This window comes from Streptomyces sp. NBC_01224, from assembly GCF_036002945.1.
Classification (GTDB): Bacteria; Actinomycetota; Actinomycetes; order Streptomycetales; family Streptomycetaceae; genus Streptomyces.
This window is the reverse complement of the sequence record NZ_CP108529.1, coordinates 2,678,433-2,703,442: the sequence shown is the minus strand read 5'-3', so window position 1 is coordinate 2,703,442 and position 25,010 is coordinate 2,678,433. Positions and strand designations below refer to the sequence as shown.

Sequence of the window (25,010 nt, the reverse complement as noted above, 5' to 3'; positions counted from 1 at the left end):
TTCCTGCGCCGCCCGAGCGGGACGGAAGATCCGAACGGAAAGCGCAAACCGAACAAAACCCCTTCCGGGGGGTTGAGTTTTGGTGGGCTATGGTGTAATTGGCAACACTACGGTTTCTGGTACCGTCATTCTAGGTTCGAGTCCTGGTAGCCCAGCGCAGAAATGCAACAGTAGTAACAAGCCCCCGTTGTGTAGCGGCCTAGCACGCTGCCCTCTCACGGCAGTAGCGCCGGTTCGAATCCGGTCGGGGGTACAGATCCTTCCCGCGAGATCATCTGGGTCGCACCCACGATCTCGATGCAGGATCGCTAGGGCCCCCGTTGTGTAGCGGCCTAGCACGCTGCCCTCTCACGGCAGTAGCGCCGGTTCGAATCCGGTCGGGGGTACTTGCAACACCATGGGCTATGGTGTAATTGGCAACACTACGGTTTCTGGTACCGTCATTCTAGGTTCGAGTCCTGGTAGCCCAGCGCAGAAATGCAACAGTATTAACAAGCCCCCGTTGTGTAGCGGCCTAGCACGCTGCCCTCTCACGGCAGTAGCGCCGGTTCGAATCCGGTCGGGGGTACAACAGAGCGACAGACAAGGGCCCTTCACCTCGGTGAGGGGCCTTCTGCTTGCCCGCCAGAACGCCCGCCGGAATGTCTGCCGGATTGTCCGTCAGAGTCCGTACCGCCGGGCCGACTCCTCCTCCTGGGCCATCCTGCGCAGCGACATCAGCAGCGGCTCGTAGAGCACGGCCGACGCGACCGCCGTCTCCACCTGCTCCACCTCCGTGGGGTACGTATCCATCATGTCCAGGTCCTGGACGGCGACTTGGTGCATGAGGCGGGCCTGCTCAGCCAGATATTCGACATCGCAGGGATAGCCGAGCCGGATGAGGGTGGCCACCGACGACACCAGCGCGCGATGGGCGGGGGACAGGGAGCCGAGCTCCTGCGAGGTCGCCCAGCCGAGCCGGTCCAGGAGCCGTTCGACCTCCGCGCGGGCGGTCGCTGTCTCAGGGGCATCCTCGTCGGGGTCCGGACCGTGCGGGAGCGACCACAGGGCGGCGCCCAGGCGGATCGTGCGACCCAGGGACTCGTCGTCGACATGGGAGAGGACCTCGCGGGTCGTGGCCACGGGGAGACGGCCGACCTGGATCAGGGCCCGCACCAGGCGCAGCCGACGCAGATGGCTCTCGTCGTACTCGGCCTGCGTCGCGCTGACCCGGTGACCCGGCCGCAGCAGTCCCTCGCGCAGGTAGTACTTGATCGTCGCGGTCTTGACGCCGCTCTTCTCGCTCAGTTCCGACAGTCGCATGTTCCGTGCCTTCCCTTGCGCCACCCCTTGGGCAGTGCCACTATCCAACCATTGGATAGTGGCACTCTCCAACAGGAGAAGGGGGTACGGCCATGTTCGCGAAGCCGATTCCGGGGCGGACGACCGCCGCAGCCGAGGGGGAGGTGGCCGTCCTGCTCATCGGGATGCGCATCAACCACTTCCGGGGCGTGCATCATTGGCTGCCGGTGCTGGTGGCAATGCCGCGCATGCTCCGGGAGTTGAGCAAGGACAAGGGGCGCGGTCTGCTCGGCTACACGCTGCTGTCCGGCTCGCCCAGGACGTACTACGTCGTCCAGTACTGGGAGTCGAAGGAGAAGCTGTACGCGTACGCGAGCGCTCCCGACATGTTGCACCGCAAGGCGTGGGCGATGATCAACCGCAACGAGAAGAAGTCCCGGCAGCACGTGGGCCTGTGGCACGAGACCTACATAGTGCCCGAGGGCGGCTACGAATCGATCTACGCCGATATGCCGACCTATGGACTGGCCGCGGCGACCGGCGTACTGCCGATCGAGGGGCGGGGTCGCCGGGCGGCGGACCGTCTCGCGCACCGCTCGTCCGCGAAGTGAGGTGCTGAGAGGGAGGCCGCCACGACGCTGGGGCGGCCAGGAGGTGCGCGCGGGCGTCAGCCGTTGCGGCGCAGGGCCTCGCTGAGCCTGGCCGCCGAGTCGATGACCGCCTGGGCGTGCATCCGGCCCGGGTGCCGGGTCAGCCGCTCGATCGGTCCGGAGACCGAGACGGCGGCGACCACCCGGTTCGAGGGGCCGCGCACCGGCGCGGAGACCGACGCGACACCCGGCTCGCGCTCGCCGATCGACTGGGCCCAGCCCCTGCGCCGTACGCCCGAGAGCGCCGTCGCCGTGAAACGGGCGCCCTGGAGGCCGCGGTGCAGGCGCTCCGGCTCCTCCCAGGCCATCAGGATCTGCGCCGACGAGCCGGCCTTCATGGTGAGCGTGGAGCCGACCGGCACGGTGTCCCGCAGACCGGACAGCCGCTCCGCCGCCGCCACGCAGATCCGCATGTCGCCCTGTCGCCGGTAGAGCTGCGCGCTCTCGCCGGTGATGTCACGGAGGTGGGTGAGCACCGGTCCCGCCGTGGCCAGCAAGCGGTCCTCGCCCGCCGCCGCCGCCAGTTCCGACAGCCGGGGGCCGAGAATGAAACGGCCCTGCATGTCCCTCGCCACCATGCGGTGGTGTTCGAGTGCCACGGCCAGTCGATGAGCCGTGGGTCGTGCGAGCCCGGTCGCCGCGACCAGTCCGGCGAGGGTGGCCGGACCGGACTCCAGGGCGCTCAATACCAGAGCTGCCTTGTCGAGAACGCCGACGCCGCTAGAGTTGTCCATACGACGATACTCCCGTCTCACTCTGTGAAACGCAAGTTCAATTTTCGGCGGAAGTTGCGAACCTGTAGGGGCGGCCACACAACGGCCCGTAGCCACCGCCCCGCACGGGGGTCCGGACGGCGGCGCACCGAATCTCTAGTTGGGCCGGCGAAGACGCCGGCCGGAGGGAAAGCGATGGGTAGGACACTCGCGGAGAAGGTCTGGGACGACCATGTCGTCCGGCGCGCCGAAGGTGAGCCCGACCTCCTCTTCATCGATCTGCACCTGCTGCACGAGGTGACCAGCCCCCAGGCCTTCGACGGCCTCCGTCAGGCCGGGCGCCGGGTGCGACGCCTCGACCTCACCATCGCCACCGAGGATCACAACACCCCGACCCTCGACATCGACAAGCCCATCGCCGACCCGGTCTCCCGTGCCCAGTTGGAGACGCTGCGCAAGAACTGTGCGGAGTTCGGTGTACGGCTGCACCCGCTGGGCGACGTCGAGCAGGGCGTCGTGCACGTGGTCGGCCCGCAGTTGGGGCTGACCCAGCCCGGCACCACGGTCGTCTGCGGCGACTCCCACACCTCCACACACGGTGCGTTCGGCGCGCTGGCGTTCGGCATCGGCACCAGCCAGGTCGAGCACGTGCTGGCCACCCAGACGCTGCCGATGGCCCGCCCGAAGACGATGGCGATCACCATCGACGGCGAACTGCCCGACGGCGTCACGGCCAAGGACCTGATCCTGGCGATCATCGCCCGGATCGGCACCGGCGGCGGCCAGGGCTACATCCTCGAATACCGCGGCTCGGCCATCGAGAAGCTCTCGATGGAAGCCCGGATGACCATCTGCAACATGTCGATCGAGGCCGGCGCCCGGGCAGGCATGATCGCCCCGGACGAGACCACGTTCGACTACTTGAAGGGCCGCGACCACGCCCCGCAGGGCGAGGACTGGGACGCCGCCGTCGCGTACTGGAAGACGCTGCGCACGGACGACGACGCGGTCTTCGACGCCGAGGTCGTCATCGACGCCGCAGAACTGGCCCCGTTCGTCACCTGGGGCACCAACCCCGGCCAGGGCGCGCCCCTGTCGGCCAACGTCCCCGACCCGGCATCGTACGAGGACGCCTCGGAGCGCAACGCCGCCGAAAAGGCCCTGGAATACATGGGGTTGACCGCCGGCCAGCCGCTGCGCGAGATCAACGTGGACACCGTCTTCGTAGGCTCCTGCACCAACGGCCGGATCGAGGACCTGCGTAACGCCGCCGCGATCCTGGACGGCCGCAAAGTCGCGAGAGGCGTACGGATGCTGGTCGTCCCGGGCTCGGTCCGGGTCGCCCTGCAGGCCGTCGAGGAGGGCCTGGACAAGGTCTTCACCGCCGCCGGCGCCGAATGGCGTCACGCGGGCTGCTCGATGTGTCTCGGCATGAACCCCGACCAGTTGGCCCCCGGCGAGCGCTCCGCCTCCACCTCGAACCGCAACTTCGAGGGGCGGCAGGGCAAGGGTGGCCGTACGCACCTGGTCTCCCCGCAGGTCGCCGCCGCCACCGCCGTCCTGGGCCACCTGGCCTCGCCGGCCGACCTGTCCGACGCCCGTACGCCCGCCGGAGTCTGAGAATCATGGAAGCTTTCACCACACACACCGGCCGGGCCGTCCCGCTGCGCCGCAGCAACGTCGACACCGACCAGATCATCCCCGCCCACTGGCTGAAGAAGGTCACCCGCGACGGCTTCGAGGACGGACTCTTCGAGGCCTGGCGCAAGGACGAGAACTTCGTCCTCAACCGCCCGGAGCGCAGCGGCGCCACGGTGCTGGTGGCCGGTCCCGACTTCGGCACCGGATCCTCCCGCGAACACGCCGTGTGGGCGCTGCAGAACTACGGTTTCAAGGCCGTCATCTCCTCCCGGTTCGCCGACATCTTCCGGGGCAACTCGCTGAAGAACGGGCTGTTGACCGTCGTCCTCGACCAGAAGGTCGTCGACGCGCTCTGGGAGCTGACCGAGGCCGACCCGACCGTCGAGATCACCGTCGACCTGGAGGCGCGCCAGGTCCGTGCCGAGGGCATCACGGCCGACTTCGAGCTCGACGAGAACGCCCGCTGGCGACTGCTGAACGGGCTGGACGACATCAGTCTCACCCTTCAGAACGAAGCGGACATCGCGACTTATGAGGTGGCAAGGCCGACCTTCAAGCCGCGTACAATTAACGCCTGAGCAGCGCGTTTCCAGGACTGCGCCCCCTGCCATCTGGTAGGGGGCGCAGTCGCTTGTTGAGACCCCGTCGGGCGACAACTCGCCCCAGATGGCACAATCGGTGCATGGAACGCGACAGCCAACTCAAGCTTTACGGCCAAGTCGCCGACCGATTGAAGGAAGCGCACACAAGAGTGCGCGCACTGCAAGTCCCGGAGGGCGTAAGGATGGCGCTGTCCCGGAAGCTGTTGGTCATCACGGCCGCGGCTAAGCACGATCTCCCGGATGCGGCAAGGCGTCTGGACCGGTTGATGAAGGACCTCGATGAGGGCCGATTCCCCGAAGGTGACTGACTCTGCGGAACTGCGCAGCGGTCGACTTCGTTGCGGCACTAGGGTGATTAGCCCGTTTCGTGTTTGATTTGCGGTATATATCTGCCTAACGTGCGAAAACGCTTGAACACTTTCGTTCTGGCAATGTCTCCGAAGGGGAAGACGTGAACAAGGCGCAGCTCGTAGAAGCGATTGCCGACAAGGTCGGCGGCCGTCAGCAGGCCGCAGACGCCGTCGATGCGGTGCTCGACGCGATCGTCCGTGCGGTTGTCGCGGGGGACCGTGTCTCGGTCACCGGCTTCGGCTCGTTCGAGAAGGTCGACCGCCCCGCCCGCTACGCCCGCAACCCGCAGACGGGTGAGCGGGTGCGGGTCAAGAAGACCTCGGTGCCCCGCTTCCGCGCGGGACAGGGCTTCAAGGACCTGGTGAGCGGCTCGAAGAAGCTCCCCAAGCACGATGTGGCCGTGAAGAAGGCGCCCAAGGGCAGCCTCACGGGCGGTGTTGCCCGTACGACGGCCAAGGCCGCGGCCAAGAAGGCCACCGCCAAGAAGGCCGTCGCGAAGAAGGCCGTCGCGAAGAAGGCCGTGACCGCGGCGAAGACCACCGCCGCCAAGAAGACCACCGCGAAGAAGACCACCGCGGCGGCCAAGAAGACCACGGCGGCGGCCGCGAAGAAGACCACCGCCGCGGCGGCGAAGAAGACGACGGCCGCCAAGAAGGCCGTCGCCAGCAAGACCGCGCCCGCCAAGAAGGCCACGGCGAAGAAGGCGCCCGCGAAGAAGGCCACGGCGCGCAAGACCACGGCGAAGAAGGCCACTGCACGGAAGAAGTGAGGCCGAGCAGCGCAGGGCTACTCACGCGCCGGGCCGGGCTCCCCTCGGGGAGCCCGGCCCGCGGGCTGTTGTGGGCAGTGTGCGGAGCCGTTCAGAACGTCTGCAGCGTCACCAGCGTGATCTGCAGATCCGCGCCCTCGCCGGTGACCTCGATCCGCACCCGCTGCCCCGGACGCAACAGCCGCAGACCGCCCGCGTCGAAGGCCCGGGCGTCGAATTCCACCGGGGTGCCGTCGTCGAGCAGCACACTGCCGGTGCGGGTCTCGGGGTCGTACGTGTACGAGGTCGCCTGCATGAACGGCAGCCTATCGGTCCCCGAGGGGCGCTCCGGCGGCCCAGCGCCCCGCCGTGTGCGGGCCGACGCCCAGGGCCAGGGCCGCCCGCAGATCGTCACCGGTGTCCACGTCCTGGCGGACCGAATCGATGCCGGTCAGGCTGATTTCCACCGCCCCCGAGTCCAGATGCCGGGCCCGGGAAGAACCCCCGAAAGCCGGTCGCAATTCCACTCCCGGCGCAGCCGACAGAAATGTTGTACCGATTCCCGCCGCATCGGTGACAAATGCGCGGGGAAATGCGGCGGAAAAATTGAGCACCCGGGACAATTCTCCGGGGCGCAGCGCGGGAAGATCCGCATTGAGAGCGGCGAGAGCCGCCCCTGGCCGCTCGGCCCGCACGGTCCGCTCACCATGCGCCAGGGCGGCGTTGAGCCCGTGGTCCGGTTCGTCGGGGACGATTCGCGCCCCGAGTGCCGCGAGGGCCGCCCCGGCCTCCGTGTCGTCCGTGACGACCACCACATCCCGTACCGCCGGGCAGGACAGGGCGGCGGCCACGGTGTCCCGGGCGAAGGCGAGGGCGAGCCGCGGGCGCAGCGCGGCGCCCGTCGCAGGTGCGAGCCTGCTCTTGGCCCGTGCCAGGGGCTTCAACGGGACGACCAGCGACCAAGGACCGGCCGGGTCGGTGTTCGTGGCGATCTGCCTCTCGATGCGCATCGCCGCTTATTCTCGCCTGCCGGTGCGAGAACCCGGGGGTTCGGTCCCGAAAGCGGGGCGTACGGTGTTCTCGACAGAGCAGGGGCCTGGGGCGAGACTTGACCGTCGGTAGCCAGGCAGCAGTCAGGTCCTTAGAGGAAGGTGTCCGAGTGTCCCGCCGCAGAATCGGCTTCTGGTACCGCCTGGCGGCGGTCATCGCAAAACCGCCGTTGGTGGTTCTGTTCAAGCGTGACTGGCGGGGGATGGAACACATTCCGGCCGACGGCGGATTCATCACTGCGGTCAATCACAACTCGTATCTGGACCCGCTTTCCTACGGTCACTTCCAGTACAACACCGGCCGGGTGCCGCGGCTTCTCGCAAAGGCGGGCCTCTTCAAGACCCCCTTTGTCGGAATGATGCTGCGCGGTACCGGACAGATCCCCGTATACCGCGAGACGACCAATGCGCTGGACGCCTTCAGGGCCGCCGTCGACGCCATTGAACGCGGTGAATGCGTCGCCTTCTACCCGGAGGGCACCCTCACCCGCGACCCCGACATGTGGCCGATGGCCGGCAAGACCGGTGCGGCCCGCGTCGCGTTGATGACGAAGGCCCCGGTCATCCCCGTCGCCCAGTGGGGCGCCAACCTGGTCATGCCGCCGTACGCCAAGGAGAGCAAGCTCCGGCTCTTCCCCCGCAAGACCCTTCAGGTGCAGGCCGGACCGCCCGTCGACCTCTCCCGGTTCTACGACAAGGATCCGACGCCGGACGTCCTGCGCGAGGCGACCGAGGTCATCATGGCTGCGGTGACCGCGCAGCTGGAGATCGTGCGGGGCGAGAAGGCACCCGCGGAACCGTACGACCACCGCAAGGCCCGTGCAGAACAGCGGCGCAAGGCCGAAGGAAAGGGACCCAAGTGACGCACCCCGCAAAGGCAGCCGTCTTCGGAACCGGCTCATGGGGTACGGCCTTCGGCATGGTTCTCGCCGACGCCGGCTGCGAGGTCACCCTCTGGGGCCGTCGCGCCGAAGTCGCCGAGGCCGTCAATACGACCCGTACCAACCCGGACTATCTGCCGGGAATTGAACTTCCCGCGTCGATCCGGGCCACCACCGACGCCGCAGAGGCGCTGCACGGCGCCGACTTCGCCGTGCTCGTGGTGCCCTCGCAGACACTGCGCGCCAATCTCGCCGACTGGGCCCCGCACCTCGGCTCCGACACCGTCCTCGTCTCGCTGATGAAGGGCGTCGAACTCGGCACCGCGAAGCGGATGAGCGAGGTCATCGAGGACGTCACCAAGGTCTCCGCGGACCGCGTCGCCGTCATCACCGGCCCCAACCTGGCCAAGGAGATCGCCGAACGCCGCCCCGCCGCGGCCGTTGTCGCCTGCCAGGACGAGTCGGTGGCCCGTCGTCTCCAGGCCGCCTGCCACACCTCGTACTTCCGCCCGTACACCATCACCGATGTGGTCGGTGCCGAACTCGGCGGCGCGGTCAAGAACGTCATCGGTCTCGCCGTGGGTATCGCCGACGGCATGGGTCTCGGTGACAACGCCAAGGGCTCGCTCATCACCCGCGGTCTCGCCGAGACCACCCGTCTCGGCCTCGCCATGGGCGCCGACCCACTGACCTTCTCCGGACTCGCGGGCCTCGGCGACCTGGTGGCGACCTGCTCCTCGCCGCTGTCGCGCAACCACACCTTCGGCACCAACCTCGGCCGCGGCATGACGCTGGAAGAGACCATCGCCGTCACCAAGCAGACCGCCGAGGGCGTCAAGTCCTGTGAATCAGTGCTCGATCTGGCGCGCAGGCACGGCGTCGACATGCCCATCACCGAGACGGTCGTCGGCATCGTCCACGAGGGCAAGCCGCCGATGGTCGCACTGGGTGAGCTGATGTCGCGCAGCGCGAAACCCGAGCGACGCTGACGGGTTCACCGGGGGAGGACCTGAAAGGGGCGCAAGCCGGTGAACGTCCGCGGCCATCGCTCCAGCGGCCCCGGCCACGCTGACGCGATTGGTACCAGCAGGTACGCTCAACGCGATATGAGCAGCGAGAACCTCCCCCAGAGCCCGGAGCAGCAGCTCCGCAAGCCGCGCGTGGCCGTCGTGTTCGGCGGCCGCAGCTCCGAACACGGCATCTCGGTCGTCACGGCAGGTGCCGTCCTGAACGCCATCGACCGGACGAAGTACGACGTCCTGCCGATCGGCATCACGACGGACGGCCGCTGGGCGCTCACCGCCGACGAGCCCGAGCGCATGGCCATCACGGACCGGAAGATGCCGGACGTGGCCCAGCTGGCCGAGTCCACCGAGGGCGGCGTGGTGCTCTCCGTCGACCCCGGCAGCCGTGAAGTGGTGTACAGCGAGCCCGGCTCGGTCCCCAAGGCGCTCGGCGAGGTCGACGTCGTCTTTCCCGTGCTGCACGGCCCGTACGGCGAGGACGGCACCCTTCAGGGGCTCCTGGAGCTCTCCGGCGTGCCGTACGTCGGCGCCGGGGTGCTCGCCTCGGCGGTCGGCCAGGACAAGGAGTACATGAAGCGGGTCTTCACCTCGTTCGGGCTGCCGGTCGGCCCGTACGTCGTGGTACGTCCCCGCGAATGGGACACGGACCCCTCCGCTGCCCGCAAGCGCATCGTGGACTTCGCCGGTGACCACGGCTGGCCGCTCTTCATCAAGCCCGCCCGGGCCGGCTCGTCGATCGGCATCACCAAGGTCGACGATCTCTCCGGTCTCGACGAGGCGATCGAGGAAGCCCGCCGTCACGACCCCAAGTTCCTGGTCGAGTCGCTGCTGCGCGGCCGCGAGATCGAGTGCGGGGTGCTGGAGTTCGAGGACGGACCGCGCGCCAGCGTGCCCGCCGAGATCCCGCCGGTGACCTCGCACGACTTCTACGATTTCGAGGCCAAGTACATCGACTCGGCCTCCGGGATCGTGCCCGCCCCGCTCACCGAGGAGCAGACGGCCGAGGTTCAGCGGCTGGCGGTCGACGCCTTCGAAGCCGTGTCCTGCGAGGGCCTGGTGCGGGCCGACTTCTTCCTCACCGAGGACGGCAGCTTCGTGATCAACGAGATCAATACGCTGCCGGGCTTCACCCCGATCTCCATGTACCCGCGGATGTGGCAGGAGAGCGGCGTGAGCTACCAGGAGCTGGTGGACCGGCTGATCCAGGCCGCGTTGAACCGGCCGACCGGCCTGCGCTGAGAAGAGTCCCGCGCCGTAGGGCGTGCGCTCCCGCCCGGGAGCGCACGCCCTACAGGCTGCTGGGGACCGTCTTGCGGATGGCCGGGCCGAACGCTGCCAACGGGCTCGCGTCGTGGGCGTACGCCGTCGACAGGCTCACCTCGACATACGCCTTGCGGTAGGTCGTCGTAAAACGCGGACCGGCGTCCTCCGGCTGCTCCAGCAGCCAGTTGACGCGGTCCGCTTCGGCCCCCTTCGCCATGGGGTCGTCCATCTTCGCGGGCCGGGGGACACCACAGCGCAGTACGATCGCTCCGTCCCCCCACTCAGCGGTCAGTTCGGACTTCGTTCCGGTGTCACCGCGGTCGAGTCCGGCAACGGTCTTCGGCAGCTCCTTGTGCAGTGCACGGCAGTAAGCTGCGGCTTCCGGTGACGGCGTGGGAACCGTGATCGACGCCGCGGCGTCGGTTGAGGAGCAGCCCGCCGCGGCCAGCAGCAGCGCGGCAACGGACGGACCGAGAAACACGGGGTGGCGGAACCGGCGCAATGATCTCACCGGCCCAGCGTAGACGGGGACTACAGATGAACGACCGGGCAGGTCAGGGTTCTGGTGATGCCTTCCACTTGCTGGACCTTGGCGACCACCATGCGGCCGAGTTCATCGACCGTGTCGGCCTGGGCGCGCACGATCACGTCGTAGGGGCCGGTGACGTCCTCTGCCTGGATCACTCCCGGAACTTTGGCGATGGTCTCGGCGACGGTCGACGCCTTGCCCACCTCGGTCTGAATAAGGATGTACGCCTGTACCACGGAACCTCCAGGGCGGCCACGAGGATCATGTGGGGGAAAGGGACGCCACGGTATCGCGTTGCCGCGGGCTGCGGGGAGACCTACGGGGCGGTTGACGTCCACAGCGTGGCGCACGCAAGACACAAGTTGACGTATCTATTGACAGTACCGACAGCAGTGACGGCCCGCGACCGCATGTGCAGCGGTGCGGAAGAGCGTTGCGGGAGGGGGACAGACATGCCGATGAGAACCGGTGCAGACTGCTCCCTGCGGCGGCGGCCGGTCCACGATCCGGACCCCCGGCCGCTGAAGCAGCCCGGACGATCGTCCGGGGCGATAGATGAGAGGTGAGACTCGGTGAAGGGAACCGTGGGCGAGTTGGGGGAGTTCGGGCTCATCAGGGAGCTCACTTCCCGGCTCACCACCACTCCGGCGGTACGGCTCGGCCCCGGCGACGACGCCGCGGTCGTGTCCGCTCCCGACCGCAGGGTCGTGGCCAGTACGGACATCCTGTTGGAGGGACGGCACTTCCGTCGCGACTGGTCGACGGCGTACGACGTCGGCCGCAAGGCCGCCGCCCAGAACCTCGCCGACATCGCCGCCATGGGCGCCGTGCCCACCGCGCTGCTGCTCGGCCTGGTCGTCCCCGCCGAACTCCCGGTCACCTGGGCCGGCGAGCTGATGGACGGCATCCGTGACGAGTGCCAGGTCGCCGGCGCGGCCGTGGTCGGCGGCGATGTGGTGCGCGGCGAGACGATCACCGTCTCGATCACCGCACTCGGCGATCTGCGCAACCATGAACCGGTCACCCGGTCCGGCGCCCAGCCCGGCGACGTCGTCGCCGTCACCGGCTGGCTCGGCTGGTCCGCTGCCGGATACGCCGTGCTCTCCCGCGGCTTCCGCTCGCCCCGCGCCTTCGTCGAGGCCCACCGGCGCCCCGAACCGCCGTACCACGCAGGCCCCGCGGCCGCCGGACTCGGCGCCACCGCGATGACGGACGTGAGCGACGGACTCGTCGCCGACCTCGGGCACATCGCCGAGGCCAGCAAGGTCCGGATCGATCTGCGCTCCGGACTCATCGACATCCCCTCGCAGATGTCCGACATCGGACAGGCCGTCGGCGTGGACCCGCTGCAGTGGGTGCTGACGGGGGGAGAGGACCACGCGATCGTCGCCACTTTCCCGCCGGACGTGAAACTGCCCGCCCGCTGGAAGGTGATCGGCGAAGTCCTCAACCCCTCGGCGCTGCCACAGGTGACGGTCGACGGGGCGCCCTGGACCAGCAAGGGCGGCTGGGACCATTTCGGGGACATCGAGGACGCTCAGTAGATTTCGGCGTATGCCCATATCCGCTGCTGTACCCGCCCGTGCACGCACCGTCGCCGGTTCCGATTCCGGCGGCGGTGCGGGCATTCAGGCCGATCTGAAGACGATGCCGGCGCTCGGTGTGCACGGAATGAGCGTGCTGAGCGCCGTCACGGCCCAGAACTCGCTGGGGGCGCAGGGCGCCGGAATCGGCCCCGTCGGCCATGGCCGGCGGACGCGCACCGTGTGAGGGCCCCCGGAGCACAGCAAAAAGCCGGTCCACCGAGGTGGACCGGCTTTTTGGGCAACCGGAAGGCTGCGCTACGACGGGAACGTCAGCGCGCGACCTTGCCGGCCTTGATGCACGAGGTGCAGACGTTGAGCCGCTTCGGCGTCCGACCGACCACGGCACGCACGCGCTGGATGTTGGGATTCCAGCGACGGGACGTACGGCGGTGCGAGTGCGAAATGTTGTTGCCGAAGCCCGGCCCCTTGCCGCAGACGTCGCAGTTGGCAGCCACGGGTCACTCCAAAGACTTCAGGTGCACTTACAGTGAATTCCGGCGCGCCGGAATCATTTGACTGAAGTGGCGGCACCGGAGGAATGGCCCGACTCTCATCGGGCAACCGAAGCAGCATACAACGGCTGCGTCGGTAGAACGAAACTACCATGGGTTCCGCCGCCCCCTGCCCCGCCCCTGTCCCCGCCGGACCCGGCGCGCGGAGCTACTCTGCGGTGCAGCCGGCCACCCACGGCCGATTTCGAGGAGGACCGACAGGTGCCGCAGACCGCCGACGACATGGGCGCCGTCGCGGTGCGTACCTGGTGCTCACTGGCCCTGGAGGCACTGGGCCGGGAGCGCGAGGCGATCGACGCGATCAACGTCTACCCCGTCGCCGACGGGGACACCGGTACGAACCTCTATCTCACAGTGGAGTCCGCGACCCAGGCCGTCGAAGCGGTCTTCGCCGCCCATGAGACCGGTACGACCGTGCCCGTCGCCGCCGACGCGGTACGGGCCATGGCGCACGGAGCACTGATCGGTGCGCGCGGAAACTCCGGCACGATCCTGGCTCAACTGTTGCGCGGCATGGCAGGGGTGCTGGCCGACGGGCACGACGCGGACCATCTGCGCCGGGCGCTCACCAGGGCCGCCGCATCCGCCCGGCAGGCCGTCGCCCACCCCGTCGAGGGCACCGTGCTGACCGTGGCCACCGCGGCCGCCGAGGCCGCCGGGCGCGCGGCGGACGACGCCGGAACCGCGGCGGTCGCACGGGCGGCGTACGAGGGAGCGCGGACGGCCCTGGAAGCGACCCCCGGACAGCTCGCCGTCCTCGGACGGGCGGGCGTCGTGGACGCCGGCGGACGGGGCCTGGTGACGGTGCTCGGGGCGCTCGTCGAAGCGGTCTCCGGGCGGGCTCCCGAGCGCACATACGTGGCCGTGCCCGCGGCCGTGGTCCCTGTGCCGCAGGACTGCGCGGAGGGCGGACCGGCCTTCGAGGTCATCTATCTGCTGGAGGCCACGGACAACGCCGTGGACCGGCTGCGGGCCCGGCTCGACAGGCTCGGCGACTCGCTCGTGGTGGTGGGCGGCGACGGGCTGTGGAACGTCCATGTGCATGTCGACGACGCGGGTGCGGCGGTGGAGGCCGGTGTCGAGGCGGGGCGGCCGTACCGCATCCGGATCACCCACTTCGGCGCGGACCGGGTGCACCCCCACACCGAACCCGTGCAACGCGCGGTCGTCGTGGTGGTCCCCGGCGACGGGCTCCGCGGCCTGTGCAAGGAGGCCGGGGCGACGACGGTCCTGGCGCGCCCCGGGGAGCCGCCTGCCAGCGGCGAACTGGTCGACGCGATCCGCCGGGCGCACGCCCGTGAGGTGGTTCTGCTGCCCAACGACGCGGAGCTGCGCCACACCGCCGCTGCCGCCGCCGAACAGGCCCGCGCGGAGGGTGTCCGGGTCGCCCTGATCCCGACCCGGGCCGCCGTCCAGGGCATCGCGGCCCTCGCCGTCCACGAACCCGACCGCAGCTTCGACGAGGACGTGGTGGCGATGACCGCCGCGGCCGGTGCCACCCGCTACGCCGAACTGGCCGTCGCCGAGCGGCAGTCCTGGACCATGGCGGGTATCTGCCAGGCCGACGACATCCTGGGCCTGATCGACGGCGATGTCGCGGTCATCGGCGAGGACGTACCGGAAACGGCCCGGAACGTGCTGGACCGCATGCTGGCGGCGGGTGGCGAATTGGTCACCCTGGTACTCGGCGAGGACGTCCCCGACAGCCTGGCCGACGAGCTGGAGGAGCATGTACGCGAGGGCTATCTGGCGGTCGACACGGTGGTGTACCGGGGCGGCCTCCAGTGCGCTCCGCTGCTGATCGGGGTGGAGTAGGGCGGCGCACGGCCGGCGCGGGTGTCCTCAAGCGCCGGACGGGATTGGATTCCTGGCCAGGTACTTCAGCAGCGCCTCCGCCTCCGCCGGGCGTGCCCGGCCCCGTCTCGCCCGGTTCCTCGTCCCCGTACGCATCGAGGACACTGCGAGCCCGTGCCCGGGCCGCGTCCGGGCATGGGCGCGGGTCGGGCGATCCCGTGAGAGGTGATCGCGAGCCGGAGGCGCGGGAGCCGATCCTGGAGGCGTGGCGACAATTCCAACCAGCGGATTCCGGTGTACCGGGTGGTGCCCGGCGGACATCTGTCAGTGGTGTGGTGTGCAATGGATCGCGTGTCTGCGTTCGATGAACCCCTCAAGAAGCTGCTCGGCGGAGCCACCGCGAAGGTGATGGCCGAACACCTCGACCTGCACACGGTCGGTGATCTGCTGCACCACTACCCGCGGCGGTACGAGGAGCGCGGTCGGCTCACGGCGCTGACCGACCTTCCGCTGGACGAGCATGTGACGGTGGTCGCCCAGGTCGCCGACGCACGCGTCATGATGTTCAACAACGGCCGCGGCAAGCGCCTCGAAGTGACCCTCACCGACGGCAGCGGCCGCCTCCAGCTGGTCTTCTTCGGCCATGGCGTCCACAAGCCGCACAAGGAGCTGTTGCCGGGCCGGCGGGCGATGTTCGCGGGCAAGGTCTCCGTCTTCAACCGGAAGATGCAGCTGGCCCACCCCACGTACCAGCTGCTGGACGCCGAGTCCGTCGACGGGGCCGAGACCACGGAAGCGGTGGACGCGTTCGCCGGGCGGCTGCTGCCGATCTACCCGGCCTGCAAGCAGCTGGACTCGTGGCGGATCGCCAAGGCCGTCGACACCGTGCTGCCCAGCGCGCGGGAGGCCGTCGACCCGCTGCCGCCGAGTCTGCGCGAGGGCCGCGGGTTCACCCCGCTCCCGGAAGCGCTGCTGAAGGTCCACCGCCCGCAGACCAAGGCGGACATCGCACAGGCCAGGGACCGGCTGAAGTGGGACGAGGCCTTCGTCCTCCAGGTCGCGCTGGCCCGCCGCAGATACGCCGACACCCAGCTCCCGGCAGTGGCCCGCAGACCCAGGCCCGGCGGACTGCTCGACGCCTTCGACGCCAAGCTGCCCTTCACCCTCACCGAGGGACAGCAGAAGGTCTCCAAGGAGATCTTCGACGACCTCGCGACCGAGCACCCGATGCACCGGCTCCTCCAGGGCGAGGTCGGGTCCGGGAAGACCATGGTCGCGCTGCGCGCGATGCTCGGCGTCGTCGACGCGGGCGGGCAGGCCGCCATGCTCGCGCCCACCGAAGTGCTCGCCCAGCAGCACCACCGCTCCATCACCGAAATGATGGGCGAGCTGGCCGAGAAGTGGGGCCTGTGGCGCGAAGCGCCTCCTCAGGAGGGGCGGCGGTCGGGCGACGGGCGGGAGCTCGGCGGCTCCGAGCAGGGGACGAAGGTGGTGCTGCTCACCGGCTCCATGGGCGTCGCGGCCCGCCGCCAGGCCCTGCTCGACCTCGTCACGGGCGAGGCCGGGATCGTGATCGGCACACATGCGCTGATCGAGGACAAGGTGCAGTTCCACGACCTGGGGCTGGTCGTCGTCGACGAACAGCACCGCTTCGGGGTGGAACAGCGCGACGCCTTGCGCTCCAAGGGAAAGCAGCCGCCGCACCTGCTGGTCATGACCGCGACCCCCATTCCCCGTACGGTCGCCATGACCGTCTTCGGCGACCTGGAGACGTCCGTACTGGACCAGCTGCCGGCCGGCCGCTCGCCGATCGCCAGTCATGTCGTACCCGCCAAGGACAAGCCGCACTTCCTCAGCCGCGCCTGGGAACGGGTCCGCGAGGAAGTGGAGAACGGGCACCAGGCCTATGTGGTCTGCCCCCGCATCGGCGACGACGCCGAAGACGAGGCGACGGGCAAGAAGGGGAAGAAGAAGGCGGCCGAGGACGACGGCGAGAAGCGCCCGCCACTCGCCGTCCTGGAGATCGCCGAACAGCTCGCCAAGGGCCCGCTCGCCGGTCTGCGCGTCGAGGTACTGCACGGCAGGATGAACCCCGACGACAAGGACGAAGTGATGCGCCGCTTCGCCGCGGGCCAGGTCGACGTCCTCGTCGCCACCACCGTCATCGAGGTCGGGGTCAACGTCCCCAACGCCACCGCCATGGTGATCATGGACGCCGACCGGTTCGGGGTCTCCCAGCTCCACCAGCTGCGCGGCCGGGTCGGCCGCGGCTCCGCCCCTGGACTCTGTCTGCTGGTCAGCGAGGCCCACGAGGCCAGCCCCGCCCGCGCCCGGCTCTCCGCCGTCGCCGCCACCCTCGACGGCTTCGAGCTGTCCCGGATCGACCTTGAACAGCGCCGTGAGGGCGATGTCCTCGGTCAGGCCCAGTCCGGGGTCCGCTCCTCGCTGCGGATGCTCACCGTCATCGACGACGAGGAGGTCATCGCCGCCGCCCGCGAGGAGGCCGCCACGATCGTCGCAGCCGACCCGGAGCTGGAACACCTGCCCGCGCTGCGGATCGCGCTGGACGCGCTGCTCGACAAGGAGCGCGAACAGTACCTCGACAAGGGGTGACGGGTGCGCGGGCCCCATCCGCCACGACGCCATATCGTGGGTGGCACGGCGCCGCAGCATCCTGTGGGCCACCCACGAACCGAGGATCAGACACCCATGACCCGCGTGATCGCCGGCTCGGCCGGCGGACGCCGCCTGGCCGTCCCGCCCGGCACCGGCACCCGCCCCACCTCCGACCGTGCACGCGAGGGCCTCTTCTCCACCTGGGAAGCCCTCCTGGGCAGCCTCCACGGCACCCGTATCGCGGATCTGTACGCGGGTTCCGGCGCCGTCGGCCTGGAAGCACTCTCCCGCGGCGCGGTCCACGCCCTGCTCGTCGAGGCCGACCCCAAGGCCGTCCGCACCGTCCGGGACAACGTCCGCACACTCGGCCTGCCCGGCGCCGAAGTCCGTACCGGCAAAGCCGAACAGATCGTGACGGGACCGGCGCCCGCGGAGCCGTACGACGTGGTGTTCCTGGACCCGCCGTACGCCGTGACCGACGACGATCTTGGCGAGATACTGCTCACACTCCGTGCCCAGGGGTGGCTCACGGCCGACGCCCTCGTCACCGTGGAACGCAGCACCAGAGGCGGAGAATTCAACTGGCCCAAGGGATTCGAGCCACTGCGGGCCCGTCGCTACGGCGAGGGAACGCTTTGGTACGGTCGCGCCGCCTCTACGTGCGAAGACGCACGATGACCGGACCGGAGAGCGAGGGAACCAAGTTGCGCCGCGCCGTCTGCCCGGGGTCATTCGACCCCATCACCAATGGACACCTCGACATCATTGGCCGTGCCTCGAAGCTGTACGACGTCGTACATGTCGCGGTGATGATCAACCAGTCCAAGAAGGGCCTGTTCACGGTCGACGAGCGGATCGACCTCATCCGCCAGGTCACCGCGGACTTCGGCAACGTCGAGGTCGAGTCCTTCCACGGTCTCCTGGTCGACTTCTGCAAGCAGCGCGACATCCCGGCGATCGTGAAGGGCCTGCGGGCCGTCAGCGACTTCGACTACGAGCTGCAGATGGCCCAGATGAACAACGGCCTCTCCGGCGTCGAAACGCTCTTCGTGCCGACCAATCCCACCTACAGCTTCCTGTCGTCCTCCCTGGTCAAGGAGGTCGCCACCTGGGGCGGCGACGTCTCCCACCTGCTGCCCCCGGTGGTCCATGAAGCCCTCACCGAACGCCTCGCTCAGCACTGAATAACTGACGAACCGTCAGCAGGTGTCGGGCGGGCGCCGACTGGCCGTACAGTCGTCCCGTCCGTCTCCAATCGGCTGTAGAGAGTGGCGAGCACACGGTGGACGTGCAGAAGAAGCTCGACGAGATCGTCGAGGCGGTCGGGAGCGCCCGGTCCATGCCCATGTCGGCTTCGTGCGTGGTCAACCGCGCCGAGCTGCTCGCGATGCTCGAAGAGGTGCGCGAGGCCCTGCCCGGCTCGCTCGCCCACGCTCAGGAGCTCATCGGTGGGCGGGAGCAGATGGCCGAGCAGGCCCGTCAGGAGGCCGAGCGGATCATCGAGGCCGCACGCGCCGAACGCGCCTCGCTGATCTCCGGGACCGAGGTCGCCGTGCAGTCCCGCAGTGAGGCCGACCGCATCCTCGGCGAGGCCCGCCGGGAGGCCGAGGAGGTCCGTGCCGAGGCCGACGAGTACGTCGACAGCAAACTCGCCAACTTCGAGGTCGTCCTCACCAAGACCATCGGCTCCGTCGACCGGGGCCGCGAGAAGCTCCTCGGCCGTGGCCAGGCCTTCGACGAGCAGGGATACGAGGACCCGGACTTCGCCGAGGCCCCCGAGCGCAGCACCGACCCGGCCACGCTCCAGCGCCGTGCGGACGAGTACGTCGACACCAAGCTCGGCGCCTTCGAGGCCGTGCTCGCCAAGACCCTGGAGGCGGTCGGCCGCGGCCGGCAGAAGCTGCACGGCCGGGTCGCCACCGACGAACTCGGCGCGCACGTGGCCGCCCAGGACGCGGCGGGCAATCAGGGGCACATGAGCGACGAGGACCACTGGGCCGGCCTCGCCGAGCTCGCCACCCCGCAGCCGGTGCACCAGCAGGTCCAGCCGCACTTCCCCGCCCCGGCCCAGCCGAGCTACGCGGAGACGTACGCGTACCAGGAGCAGCCGCAGCAGGACGTCTACGGGTACCAGCAGCAGCCGGACCCGTACGCCGCCTATCAGCAGCAGGGCTACGACCAGAGCCAGGCCCAGATCCCGGCCCAGGGGTACGACGGCTGGCAGCAGCAGCCCGTGCAGCCCCAGCAGGCGCTCCAGCCGCAGGGTGAGAGCGCCCTCGACGAGACCAGCCTGTTCGACACCAGCATGATCGATCTGGACCAGCTCCGCCGGTACGAACAGGAGCGCTGACCGGGCGGCACATAGCCGGGGCGGACCGGATTGGGAGCTGGGCGGCGCGTCCAGTATCCTGGCTCTTCGGTCGCGCGTATGTCCGCGATCCCGGCTGCCCGTTTCGAATCCGAATCCGGTCGGCCCTCCCCACGATGCGCGATGCACATGATTCCGAAAGCAGGAAAAGCCCTGAACGGCCACCTCGACCACCGAAACCCCCTCGTGTTCGATACGCACGAGCTGGGTCGGCGTCCCGGTGCCCTCCAGCGGCTGACCCGCTCGGTGGACGCACCCGGTTCACCGGCCCTCGGCATCGACGGGGTCATCGGTGTGCCGGAAGGCGCACCCGTGGAGCTGGACCTCCGTCTCGAATCGGTCATGGAAGGGGTGCTTGTCACAGGCACCGCCCGTGCGTCGGCCGAGGGGGAGTGCGTAAGGTGTCTGGAGCCGCTGCACCAAGAGGTTGTGGCGGACTTCCAGGAGATGTTCTCGTACCCTGACGCCGATGACCGGGGCCGCAGCAGCAAGGCGGAACCGGCCGACGACGCCGAGGACGACGAGGACAGGCTCTTCATCGAGGACGGCCTGTTCGACCTCGAACCAGTGCTGCGCGATGCGGTGGTGCTCGCACTGCCGATGCAGCCGGTGTGCCGGGAGTCCTGTGCAGGTCTGTGTTCCGAATGCGGAATCAGGCTGGACGAGAACCCCGGTCACCACCACGATGCCGTCGACATCCGTTGGGCGGCATTGCAAGGACTCGCCGACACCGTTCAGGACGGCGAGAAGGACAACATGGGCGGCGCCGAAGCGGGCGTCGACGAGAAGCAGGAGAAGTAGCCGTGGCTGTTCCGAAGCGGAAGATGTCGCGCAGCAACACGCGCCACCGCCGGTCGCAGTGGAAGGCTGCGGTCCCCACCCTGGTTTCGTGTGAGCGTTGCCAGGAGCCGAAGCTGCAGCACATCGCGTGCCCCAGCTGCGGCACGTACAACAAGCGCCAGGTCCTCGAGGTCTGAGCGGCTGGTGAGAGGCCCGATGTCTGAGTTGTCCAACGCCAAGAAGCAAGCAGACAACGTCAACACAGCCTCGTCCCACACGCTTCTGGAAGGGCGGCTCGGGTATCACCTCGAGTCCGCCCTTCTGGTGCGTGCGCTGACCCATCGTTCGTACGCATACGAGAACGGCGGTCTGCCCACCAACGAGCGGCTCGAATTCCTCGGGGATTCGGTGCTCGGCCTGGTGGTCACGGACACGCTGTACCGTACCCACCCCGATCTGCCCGAAGGCCAGCTGGCCAAGTTGCGGGCCGCGGTGGTCAACTCGCGTGCACTTGCGGAGGTGGGCCGCGGCCTCGAACTCGGCTCCTTCATCCGGCTCGGCCGGGGTGAAGAGGGCACGGGCGGCAGGGACAAGGCGTCCATCCTCGCCGACACCCTTGAAGCGGTGATCGGCGCGGTCTACCTCGACCAGGGTCTCAGCGCGGCCTCGGAGCTGGTCCACCGGCTCTTCGACCCGCTGATCGACAGGTCCTCGAACCTCGGCGCCGGCCTGGACTGGAAGACCAGCCTCCAGGAACTCACCGCGAGCGAGAGCCTCGGCGTCCCCGAGTACCTCGTCACGGAGACCGGCCCGGACCACGAGAAGACCTTTACTGCTGCTGCTCGCGTCGGTGGTGTCTCGTACGGCACCGGCACCGGCCGTAGCAAGAAGGAAGCGGAGCAGCAGGCGGCGGAGTCCGCCTGGCGTGAGATCAGCGCCGCCGCGGAAGCGCGGGAGGCTGCGGCGAAGGCCGCCGCCGACGGAGGGGCCGCCGACACCCCTGCCGACCCGTCGCCGTCCACGGACGCCGCTCCGGCCTGACCCGAGAACCCCCTCGGTGCCCTGTGCACCGAGGGGTTTTTCCTGCCCGGATATTCTTTTCATCTCTCCAGTTCACTTCTCCAGGAGCGACACCGTGCCCGAGCTGCCCGAGGTCGAAGTCGTACGACGGGGTCTTGAGCGCTGGGTCACCGGCCGAACCGTCGGCGACGTCGAGGTGCTGCACCCGCGCGCGGTCCGCCGCCATCTCGCGGGCGGCGTGGACTTCGCGGCCCGGCTCGGCGGCGCCCGCTTCGGAACGGCCATGCGCCGCGGGAAGTACCTCTGGGTGCCGTTGAACGATGCGTCCAGCTCACTGCTGGGCCACCTCGGCATGAGCGGCCAGCTGCTCGTACAGCCGCAGGACACCCCCGACGAGAAGCATCTGCGCGTCAGGATCTGCTTCGACGACTCGCTCGGCACCGAGTTGCGCTTCGTCGACCAGCGGACCTTCGGCGGGCTCTCTCTCCACGAATGCGCCGCCGACAGCACGGACGGGCTGCCCGACACCATCGCGCACATCGCCCGCGACCCCCTGGACCCGGCGTTCGACGACGACGCCTTCCACACCGCGCTGCGTCTGCGCCGTACGACGGTCAAGCGCGCCCTGCTCGACCAGTCGCTGATCAGCGGCGTCGGCAACATCTACGCGGACGAGGCGCTCTGGCGCACCAAGCTGCACTACGACCGGCCCACCGCAACCCTCACCCGCCCCAAGTCGGCCGAACTGCTGGGCCATGTCCGCGACGTGATGAACGCGGCGCTCGAACAGGGCGGCACCAGCTTCGACAGCCTCTACGTCAATGTGAACGGCGAGTCCGGCTACTTCGACCGCTCGCTCGACGCGTACGGGCGGGAGGGCGAGCCCTGCCACCGCTGCGGTACGCCGATGCGCCGCCGCCCGTGGATGAACCGCTCCAGCTACTTCTGCCCGCGCTGTCAGCGATTGCCGCGCACGGCTTCCTGAGCGCCGGTCTCCGGACTCGGGTGGGCCTCGTCGTAACGGTCACGGGCCTGGAGCACCTCGGGCATCCGGCCCTCGACGAGCTCGATCAGTCCGAGCAGCCGCTCGGCGACCTGCCGGCCCAGAGGCGTCAGCTCGTAGTCGACGCGCGGGGGATTGGTCGGCTGGGCCTCGCGGTGGACCAGGCCGTCGCGCTCCAGGGCGTGGAGCGTCTGCGAGAGCATCTTCTCGCTCACCCCGTCGACCCGGCGACGGAGTTCGTTGAAGCGGAAGCTGCCCTCGTACAGCGCTCCCAGCGTCAGACTGCCCCAGCGCCCGGTGACATGCTCCAGGGTGCCGCGTGAGGGGCACTGTCTGGAGAACACATCAAAAGCGAGCGCATCCAGACGGGTGTTCTCGTCCATGCCGACCAGCGTACGCCGCACAGCGCTTACCACTGGGGTGCGCTTTCTCCCGGTGGGCGCCCCCCGGGAGTGCTCAGAAACCGAAGTCCTGGGTCCACCAGGGGCCGCCCGCACCGAAGTGCACGCCGACGCCGAGCGTCTTGTAATCGCAGTTGAGAATGTTTGCCCGATGGCCGTCGCTGCTCATCCAGGAGTCCATCACGGCCTGCGCGTCGGCCTGGCCGCGGGCGATGTTCTCGCCGCCGAGCCCCTGCACGCCGGCCTTCGAGGCACGGTCCCAGGGGGTCCGGCCATCGGGGTCGGTGTGGTCGAAGAAGCCGCGGGCAGCCATGTCGTCGCTGAAGTCCTGAGCCAGCGAGGCCAGTGGGGCGCTGGCCGTCACGGGGCTGCAGCCGACCTTCGCGCGCTCCTGGTTGACCAGGGTGAGCACAGCGGCCTGCGTGGAGCCGGCGGCGGCCGGCGTCGGCTCCACGGACCTGCGGGCGGCCGGAGTGGAGGCCGCGGCCGTCGGCGCGGCCGACGACTCCTCGACCGTGGCCGGGGCGGTGCTCTTCCCGGCTTCCGTCGCAGCGGACTCGGACGACGTCGGAGATTCGGACGGCTTTGCCCGCCCGGTCGGTCCGGATGTCTTCGACGCGGAGGCGGACGACGGGGACCCGGTGGGGGACTTCGCCTTCGTCGGGCCGTCGGCACGCCCGACGCCGCGGCCGGCCGCGGCGTCGCGGTCGGCAGGGCCGGTGGTGGAGGCGCCCTGGGTCAGCAGATCCGGGGCTCCTTTGGTACGCACCTGGTCGGCAGCCGTGTCGCCGCCGACCGTGTAGGTGTCGCCGCCGGGCAGCAGACCGGAGGCGACCGCCACGGCCCCCATGGCAAGGGCCGCGGACGCGCCGATCAGTCCCGTACGAACAGGTATCGCGGACCGCTTCCTGCGACGCGCACCCCGGTGCCGGCCCGCGTCCCCCGCCGCCTGGTACTCAGCGGCAGGAGCTGCGGCGGAGCGTCGATGGCGTCCCATCTGCTGAACCCTTCCGGGGGTCTGGACGCCGCTCTCGGCGTCAACACGATTCACCCGATGGGGTGAAGCTATTGCGACGGGACTGTAGCCCATGCCCTATCGGCAGGAAGTGTTCCGAGAGCAATTGGCCGGTTAGCGTTCGGGCATGAACGAAGATGTACGACTCACCGCCTGGGTACGCGGCCGAGTACAGCAAGTAGGGTTCCGCTGGTTCACCAGGGCAAACGCTCTGGAGATCGGTGGCCTCACCGGATTCGCCCTGAATCTCGACGACGGCAGAGTGCAGGTCGTCGCCGAGGGGCAACGTGAGAATTGCCACCGTCTGCTGGAATGGCTGCGCTCGGACGACACACCCGGGCGCGTTGACGGAGTCACTGAGATCTGGGACACCCCGCGCGGCGGATACGAGGGTTTCGCGATCCGCTGATCCGGGCTCGATCCGGGGCCGTCCAGGGAGGCTGTGTTCGGACCGTGTTCGATGGGCGCCGCGGGGTGACGGAGCGGGCGCTCATCTGTGTACACATGAAATGACCTGCGGAATGACCGGGTGGTTGCCAAGATTCGGTCGGCGTGCCAGGCTGCGGCAGTAAGGATGATCTCCACGCCCCCGAGGGTCCCGCAGGAGAGTCGCGCCGCATGATCGTCAAGCCGCGCGCCCCGGGCCGCCCGTCTCTACAGGGCGTGATCGTGTTGACCGTCAAACTTTTTGGTGAGACGCTGAAATCCCCGCGCACCTTAGCTGTTTGGCAGAGCTGTTTGGCAGCAGAACAGCAGTGAATACAGAGCACTGCCGAGCACCGCGGGTGCGATTCCCTCACGACCCACACCGCATCGGTCGGTCACTCAGTGTGGAGGACCATCCATCATGGCAAAGGCGCTTCTCGGTTACGTCGGCGGTTCCGACCCGCGACTCCTCGCCGAGATGCGACGGCTCCAGCAGCGCGTCCAGGACCTCGAATCCGAGCTCGTACGGATTCAGGACGAGAACGACGCACTCAATGCCGCCGCCCAGCACCAAGAGTCGCTGCTCGACAGCATCGACATCGACGTACCTCGGGCGGAGCCGGCGCTGACCTGACCGATGGCCCTCAGGGCCGGTCGGGCTGTCCGCGTCAACCGTCCGAGATCATCACCCGGATCGTCGCCGGATCATTGAAGATCACTGCTCTTGATCTGTCACCACCGTGACATGTCCTTGAT

The 25,010-nt window shown here is 69.1% G+C and carries 30 protein-coding genes, 5 tRNA genes and 1 pseudogene; 27 read left to right on the top strand and 9 right to left on the bottom strand.

Annotated features, from left to right (window positions below; genetic code table 11):
- Positions 1 to 83 precede the first annotated feature (83 nt).
- From OG609_RS11490 to OG609_RS11470, 5 genes are all read left to right on the top strand, one after another.
- Positions 84 to 155: transfer RNA gene (locus OG609_RS11490), tRNA-Gln, on the top strand.
- Positions 156 to 180: 25 nt separating this feature from the next.
- Positions 181 to 253 (top strand) — tRNA-Glu (locus OG609_RS11485).
- A gap of 60 nt (positions 254 to 313) precedes the next feature.
- A tRNA-Glu gene (locus OG609_RS11480) sits at positions 314 to 386 on the top strand.
- Between the two features lie 12 nt (positions 387 to 398).
- Positions 399 to 470, top strand: a tRNA-Gln gene (locus OG609_RS11475).
- A 25-nt stretch (positions 471 to 495) separates the two neighbouring features.
- Positions 496 to 568: transfer RNA gene (locus tag OG609_RS11470), tRNA-Glu, on the top strand.
- Positions 569 to 660: 92 nt separating this feature from the next.
- Here the strand turns inward: OG609_RS11470 and OG609_RS11465 are convergent.
- Complete coding sequence (locus tag OG609_RS11465) at positions 661 to 1,302, bottom strand: MerR family transcriptional regulator (protein WP_327272719.1); 642 nt, start codon at positions 1,300 to 1,302, stop codon at positions 661 to 663.
- A gap of 92 nt (positions 1,303 to 1,394) precedes the next feature.
- On the opposite strand from OG609_RS11465, the gene OG609_RS11460 reads away from it, so the two are divergent.
- Positions 1,395 to 1,892, top strand: a complete 498-nt coding sequence (locus OG609_RS11460; RefSeq protein WP_327272718.1) for a DUF4188 domain-containing protein — start codon at positions 1,395 to 1,397, stop codon at positions 1,890 to 1,892.
- A gap of 56 nt (positions 1,893 to 1,948) precedes the next feature.
- Here OG609_RS11460 and ndgR read toward each other — a convergent pair whose 3' ends face one another.
- A complete protein-coding gene (gene ndgR / locus OG609_RS11455; protein WP_018521358.1) occupies positions 1,949 to 2,665 on the bottom strand; it encodes an IclR family transcriptional regulator NdgR in 717 nt (238 codons plus the stop codon).
- A gap of 174 nt (positions 2,666 to 2,839) precedes the next feature.
- Between ndgR and leuC the strand changes: the two genes are divergently transcribed.
- From leuC to OG609_RS11435, 4 genes are all read left to right on the top strand, one after another.
- Complete coding sequence (leuC, locus tag OG609_RS11450; protein WP_327272717.1) at positions 2,840 to 4,264, top strand: 3-isopropylmalate dehydratase large subunit; 1,425 nt, start codon at positions 2,840 to 2,842, stop codon at positions 4,262 to 4,264.
- Positions 4,265 to 4,269: 5 nt separating this feature from the next.
- On the top strand, positions 4,270 to 4,863 hold the full coding sequence (gene leuD / locus OG609_RS11445; RefSeq protein WP_114246873.1) for a 3-isopropylmalate dehydratase small subunit: 594 nt from the start codon (positions 4,270 to 4,272) through the stop codon (positions 4,861 to 4,863).
- A gap of 104 nt (positions 4,864 to 4,967) precedes the next feature.
- A complete protein-coding gene (locus OG609_RS11440; RefSeq protein ID WP_072487271.1) occupies positions 4,968 to 5,195 on the top strand; it encodes a hypothetical protein in 228 nt (75 codons plus the stop codon).
- A 143-nt stretch (positions 5,196 to 5,338) separates the two neighbouring features.
- On the top strand, positions 5,339 to 6,007 hold the full coding sequence (locus tag OG609_RS11435; RefSeq protein WP_327272716.1) for an HU family DNA-binding protein: 669 nt from the start codon (positions 5,339 to 5,341) through the stop codon (positions 6,005 to 6,007).
- Positions 6,008 to 6,098: 91 nt separating this feature from the next.
- Here the strand turns inward: OG609_RS11435 and OG609_RS11430 are convergent, their stop codons facing one another.
- Entirely contained in the window at positions 6,099 to 6,302 is a 204-nt protein-coding gene (locus OG609_RS11430) for a hypothetical protein (RefSeq protein ID WP_327272715.1), read from the bottom strand.
- Between the two features lie 10 nt (positions 6,303 to 6,312).
- A complete protein-coding gene (cofC, locus tag OG609_RS11425) occupies positions 6,313 to 6,996 on the bottom strand; it encodes a 2-phospho-L-lactate guanylyltransferase (protein ID WP_327272714.1) in 684 nt (227 codons plus the stop codon).
- Positions 6,997 to 7,145: 149 nt separating this feature from the next.
- Between cofC and OG609_RS11420 the strand changes: the two genes are divergently transcribed.
- The 3 genes from OG609_RS11420 (at position 7,146) to OG609_RS11410 (ending at position 10,180) form a co-directional block, all read left to right on the top strand.
- The gene (locus OG609_RS11420) at positions 7,146 to 7,898 is read left to right on the top strand and encodes a lysophospholipid acyltransferase family protein (RefSeq protein WP_327272713.1); all 753 of its coding nucleotides are present in this window, start codon (positions 7,146 to 7,148) and stop codon (positions 7,896 to 7,898) included.
- Positions 7,895 to 8,905, top strand: coding sequence for an NAD(P)H-dependent glycerol-3-phosphate dehydrogenase (locus OG609_RS11415; RefSeq protein WP_322110114.1), 1,011 nt, complete (start codon positions 7,895 to 7,897; stop codon positions 8,903 to 8,905). Before OG609_RS11420 ends, OG609_RS11415 begins: the two co-directional genes overlap by 4 nt.
- Positions 8,906 to 9,022: 117 nt before the next feature.
- Positions 9,023 to 10,180, top strand: a complete 1,158-nt coding sequence (locus tag OG609_RS11410; protein WP_327272712.1) for a D-alanine--D-alanine ligase family protein — start codon at positions 9,023 to 9,025, stop codon at positions 10,178 to 10,180.
- A 49-nt stretch (positions 10,181 to 10,229) separates the two neighbouring features.
- Here OG609_RS11410 and OG609_RS11405 read toward each other — a convergent pair whose 3' ends face one another.
- The gene (locus OG609_RS11405; RefSeq protein ID WP_327278010.1) at positions 10,230 to 10,685 is read right to left on the bottom strand and encodes a DUF3515 domain-containing protein; all 456 of its coding nucleotides are present in this window, start codon (positions 10,683 to 10,685) and stop codon (positions 10,230 to 10,232) included.
- Positions 10,686 to 10,735: 50 nt separating this feature from the next.
- Complete coding sequence (locus tag OG609_RS11400; protein ID WP_093899132.1) at positions 10,736 to 10,969, bottom strand: Lrp/AsnC family transcriptional regulator; 234 nt, start codon at positions 10,967 to 10,969, stop codon at positions 10,736 to 10,738.
- 336 nt (positions 10,970 to 11,305) lie between these two features.
- On the opposite strand from OG609_RS11400, the gene OG609_RS11395 reads away from it, so the two are divergent.
- Complete coding sequence (locus OG609_RS11395) at positions 11,306 to 12,277, top strand: thiamine-phosphate kinase (protein ID WP_327272711.1); 972 nt, start codon at positions 11,306 to 11,308, stop codon at positions 12,275 to 12,277.
- Positions 12,278 to 12,287: 10 nt separating this feature from the next.
- Positions 12,288 to 12,473, top strand: a pseudogene (locus tag OG609_RS11390) (bifunctional hydroxymethylpyrimidine kinase/phosphomethylpyrimidine kinase); the annotation flags it as partial.
- Between the two features lie 115 nt (positions 12,474 to 12,588).
- Here OG609_RS11390 and rpmB read toward each other — a convergent pair.
- Entirely contained in the window at positions 12,589 to 12,774 is a 186-nt protein-coding gene (gene rpmB, locus OG609_RS11385) for a 50S ribosomal protein L28 (protein WP_030928661.1), read from the bottom strand.
- A 258-nt stretch (positions 12,775 to 13,032) separates the two neighbouring features.
- On the opposite strand from rpmB, the gene OG609_RS11380 reads away from it, so the two are divergent.
- The 9 genes from OG609_RS11380 (at position 13,033) to mutM (ending at position 22,394) form a co-directional block, all read left to right on the top strand.
- Positions 13,033 to 14,646: a DAK2 domain-containing protein gene (locus OG609_RS11380; protein WP_327272710.1), complete on the top strand. Its 1,614-nt coding sequence runs from the start codon at positions 13,033 to 13,035 to the stop codon at positions 14,644 to 14,646.
- 321 nt (positions 14,647 to 14,967) lie between these two features.
- The gene (gene recG, locus OG609_RS11375) at positions 14,968 to 17,238 is read left to right on the top strand and encodes an ATP-dependent DNA helicase RecG (RefSeq protein ID WP_327272709.1); all 2,271 of its coding nucleotides are present in this window, start codon (positions 14,968 to 14,970) and stop codon (positions 17,236 to 17,238) included.
- 96 nt (positions 17,239 to 17,334) lie between these two features.
- Positions 17,335 to 17,919, top strand: coding sequence for a 16S rRNA (guanine(966)-N(2))-methyltransferase RsmD (gene rsmD, locus OG609_RS11370; RefSeq protein WP_327272708.1), 585 nt, complete (start codon positions 17,335 to 17,337; stop codon positions 17,917 to 17,919).
- A 26-nt stretch (positions 17,920 to 17,945) separates the two neighbouring features.
- Positions 17,946 to 18,425, top strand: coding sequence for a pantetheine-phosphate adenylyltransferase (gene coaD / locus OG609_RS11365; RefSeq protein ID WP_327278009.1), 480 nt, complete (start codon positions 17,946 to 17,948; stop codon positions 18,423 to 18,425).
- A 98-nt stretch (positions 18,426 to 18,523) separates the two neighbouring features.
- Positions 18,524 to 19,591, top strand: coding sequence for an ATP synthase F0 subunit B (locus tag OG609_RS11360; RefSeq protein WP_327272707.1), 1,068 nt, complete (start codon positions 18,524 to 18,526; stop codon positions 19,589 to 19,591).
- 147 nt (positions 19,592 to 19,738) lie between these two features.
- Positions 19,739 to 20,410, top strand: coding sequence for a YceD family protein (locus OG609_RS11355; RefSeq protein ID WP_327272706.1), 672 nt, complete (start codon positions 19,739 to 19,741; stop codon positions 20,408 to 20,410).
- Positions 20,411 to 20,412: 2 nt separating this feature from the next.
- Positions 20,413 to 20,586 (top strand): 50S ribosomal protein L32, encoded by a 174-nt coding sequence (gene rpmF / locus OG609_RS11350; RefSeq protein WP_003965982.1) that lies wholly within the window; start codon positions 20,413 to 20,415, stop codon positions 20,584 to 20,586.
- A gap of 19 nt (positions 20,587 to 20,605) precedes the next feature.
- Positions 20,606 to 21,430, top strand: coding sequence for a ribonuclease III (rnc, locus tag OG609_RS11345; RefSeq protein WP_327272705.1), 825 nt, complete (start codon positions 20,606 to 20,608; stop codon positions 21,428 to 21,430).
- Between the two features lie 94 nt (positions 21,431 to 21,524).
- The gene (mutM, locus tag OG609_RS11340) at positions 21,525 to 22,394 is read left to right on the top strand and encodes a bifunctional DNA-formamidopyrimidine glycosylase/DNA-(apurinic or apyrimidinic site) lyase (RefSeq protein WP_327272704.1); all 870 of its coding nucleotides are present in this window, start codon (positions 21,525 to 21,527) and stop codon (positions 22,392 to 22,394) included.
- Here the strand turns inward: mutM and OG609_RS11335 are convergent.
- Both OG609_RS11335 and OG609_RS11330 read right to left on the bottom strand, forming a co-directional pair.
- Positions 22,367 to 22,795: a winged helix-turn-helix transcriptional regulator gene (locus OG609_RS11335; protein ID WP_327272703.1), complete on the bottom strand. Its 429-nt coding sequence runs from the start codon at positions 22,793 to 22,795 to the stop codon at positions 22,367 to 22,369. The two genes, mutM and OG609_RS11335, sit on opposite strands and share 28 nt — an antisense overlap.
- Before the next feature lie 73 nt (positions 22,796 to 22,868).
- A complete protein-coding gene (locus tag OG609_RS11330; protein ID WP_327272702.1) occupies positions 22,869 to 23,810 on the bottom strand; it encodes a CAP domain-containing protein in 942 nt (313 codons plus the stop codon).
- A 145-nt stretch (positions 23,811 to 23,955) separates the two neighbouring features.
- Here OG609_RS11330 and OG609_RS11325 point away from each other — a divergent pair, with 145 nt between their 5' ends.
- The 3 genes from OG609_RS11325 to OG609_RS11315 all read left to right on the top strand — a co-directional run bounded on the left by OG609_RS11325 (position 23,956) and on the right by OG609_RS11315 (position 24,888).
- Complete coding sequence (locus OG609_RS11325; RefSeq protein ID WP_093778642.1) at positions 23,956 to 24,237, top strand: acylphosphatase; 282 nt, start codon at positions 23,956 to 23,958, stop codon at positions 24,235 to 24,237.
- Positions 24,238 to 24,446: 209 nt separating this feature from the next.
- The gene (locus OG609_RS11320) at positions 24,447 to 24,587 is read left to right on the top strand and encodes a hypothetical protein (RefSeq protein WP_229846040.1); all 141 of its coding nucleotides are present in this window, start codon (positions 24,447 to 24,449) and stop codon (positions 24,585 to 24,587) included.
- 88 nt (positions 24,588 to 24,675) lie between these two features.
- Entirely contained in the window at positions 24,676 to 24,888 is a 213-nt protein-coding gene (locus tag OG609_RS11315) for a hypothetical protein (RefSeq protein ID WP_327272701.1), read from the top strand.
- Positions 24,889 to 25,010: the final 122 nt, after the last annotated feature.

Bases quoted from the DNA above. Each gene is read 5' to 3' on its own strand.
- leuC (WP_327272717.1), top strand. From the start codon at position 2,840: ATGGGTAGGACACTCGCGGAGAAGGTCTGGGACGACCATGTCGTCCGG.
- rsmD (WP_327272708.1), top strand. From the start codon at position 17,335: ATGACCCGCGTGATCGCCGGCTCGGCCGGCGGACGCCGCCTGGCCGTC.
- OG609_RS11325 (WP_093778642.1), top strand. From the start codon at position 23,956: ATGAACGAAGATGTACGACTCACCGCCTGGGTACGCGGCCGAGTACAG.
- OG609_RS11315 (WP_327272701.1), top strand. From the start codon at position 24,676: ATGGCAAAGGCGCTTCTCGGTTACGTCGGCGGTTCCGACCCGCGACTC.
- OG609_RS11430 (WP_327272715.1), bottom strand. From the start codon at position 6,302: ATGCAGGCGACCTCGTACACGTACGACCCCGAGACCCGCACCGGCAGT.
- OG609_RS11355 (WP_327272706.1), top strand. From the start codon at position 19,739: ATGATTCCGAAAGCAGGAAAAGCCCTGAACGGCCACCTCGACCACCGA.
- OG609_RS11460 (WP_327272718.1), top strand. From the start codon at position 1,395: ATGTTCGCGAAGCCGATTCCGGGGCGGACGACCGCCGCAGCCGAGGGG.
- ndgR (WP_018521358.1), bottom strand. From the start codon at position 2,665: ATGGACAACTCTAGCGGCGTCGGCGTTCTCGACAAGGCAGCTCTGGTA.
- OG609_RS11440 (WP_072487271.1), top strand. From the start codon at position 4,968: ATGGAACGCGACAGCCAACTCAAGCTTTACGGCCAAGTCGCCGACCGA.
- OG609_RS11335 (WP_327272703.1), bottom strand. From the start codon at position 22,795: ATGGACGAGAACACCCGTCTGGATGCGCTCGCTTTTGATGTGTTCTCC.
- rnc (WP_327272705.1), top strand. From the start codon at position 20,606: ATGTCTGAGTTGTCCAACGCCAAGAAGCAAGCAGACAACGTCAACACA.
- OG609_RS11320 (WP_229846040.1), top strand. From the start codon at position 24,447: ATGATCGTCAAGCCGCGCGCCCCGGGCCGCCCGTCTCTACAGGGCGTG.
- OG609_RS11330 (WP_327272702.1), bottom strand. From the start codon at position 23,810: ATGGGACGCCATCGACGCTCCGCCGCAGCTCCTGCCGCTGAGTACCAG.
- OG609_RS11410 (WP_327272712.1), top strand. From the start codon at position 9,023: ATGAGCAGCGAGAACCTCCCCCAGAGCCCGGAGCAGCAGCTCCGCAAG.
- leuD (WP_114246873.1), top strand. From the start codon at position 4,270: ATGGAAGCTTTCACCACACACACCGGCCGGGCCGTCCCGCTGCGCCGC.
- recG (WP_327272709.1), top strand. From the start codon at position 14,968: ATGGATCGCGTGTCTGCGTTCGATGAACCCCTCAAGAAGCTGCTCGGC.
- OG609_RS11465 (WP_327272719.1), bottom strand. From the start codon at position 1,302: ATGCGACTGTCGGAACTGAGCGAGAAGAGCGGCGTCAAGACCGCGACG.
- cofC (WP_327272714.1), bottom strand. From the start codon at position 6,996: ATGCGCATCGAGAGGCAGATCGCCACGAACACCGACCCGGCCGGTCCT.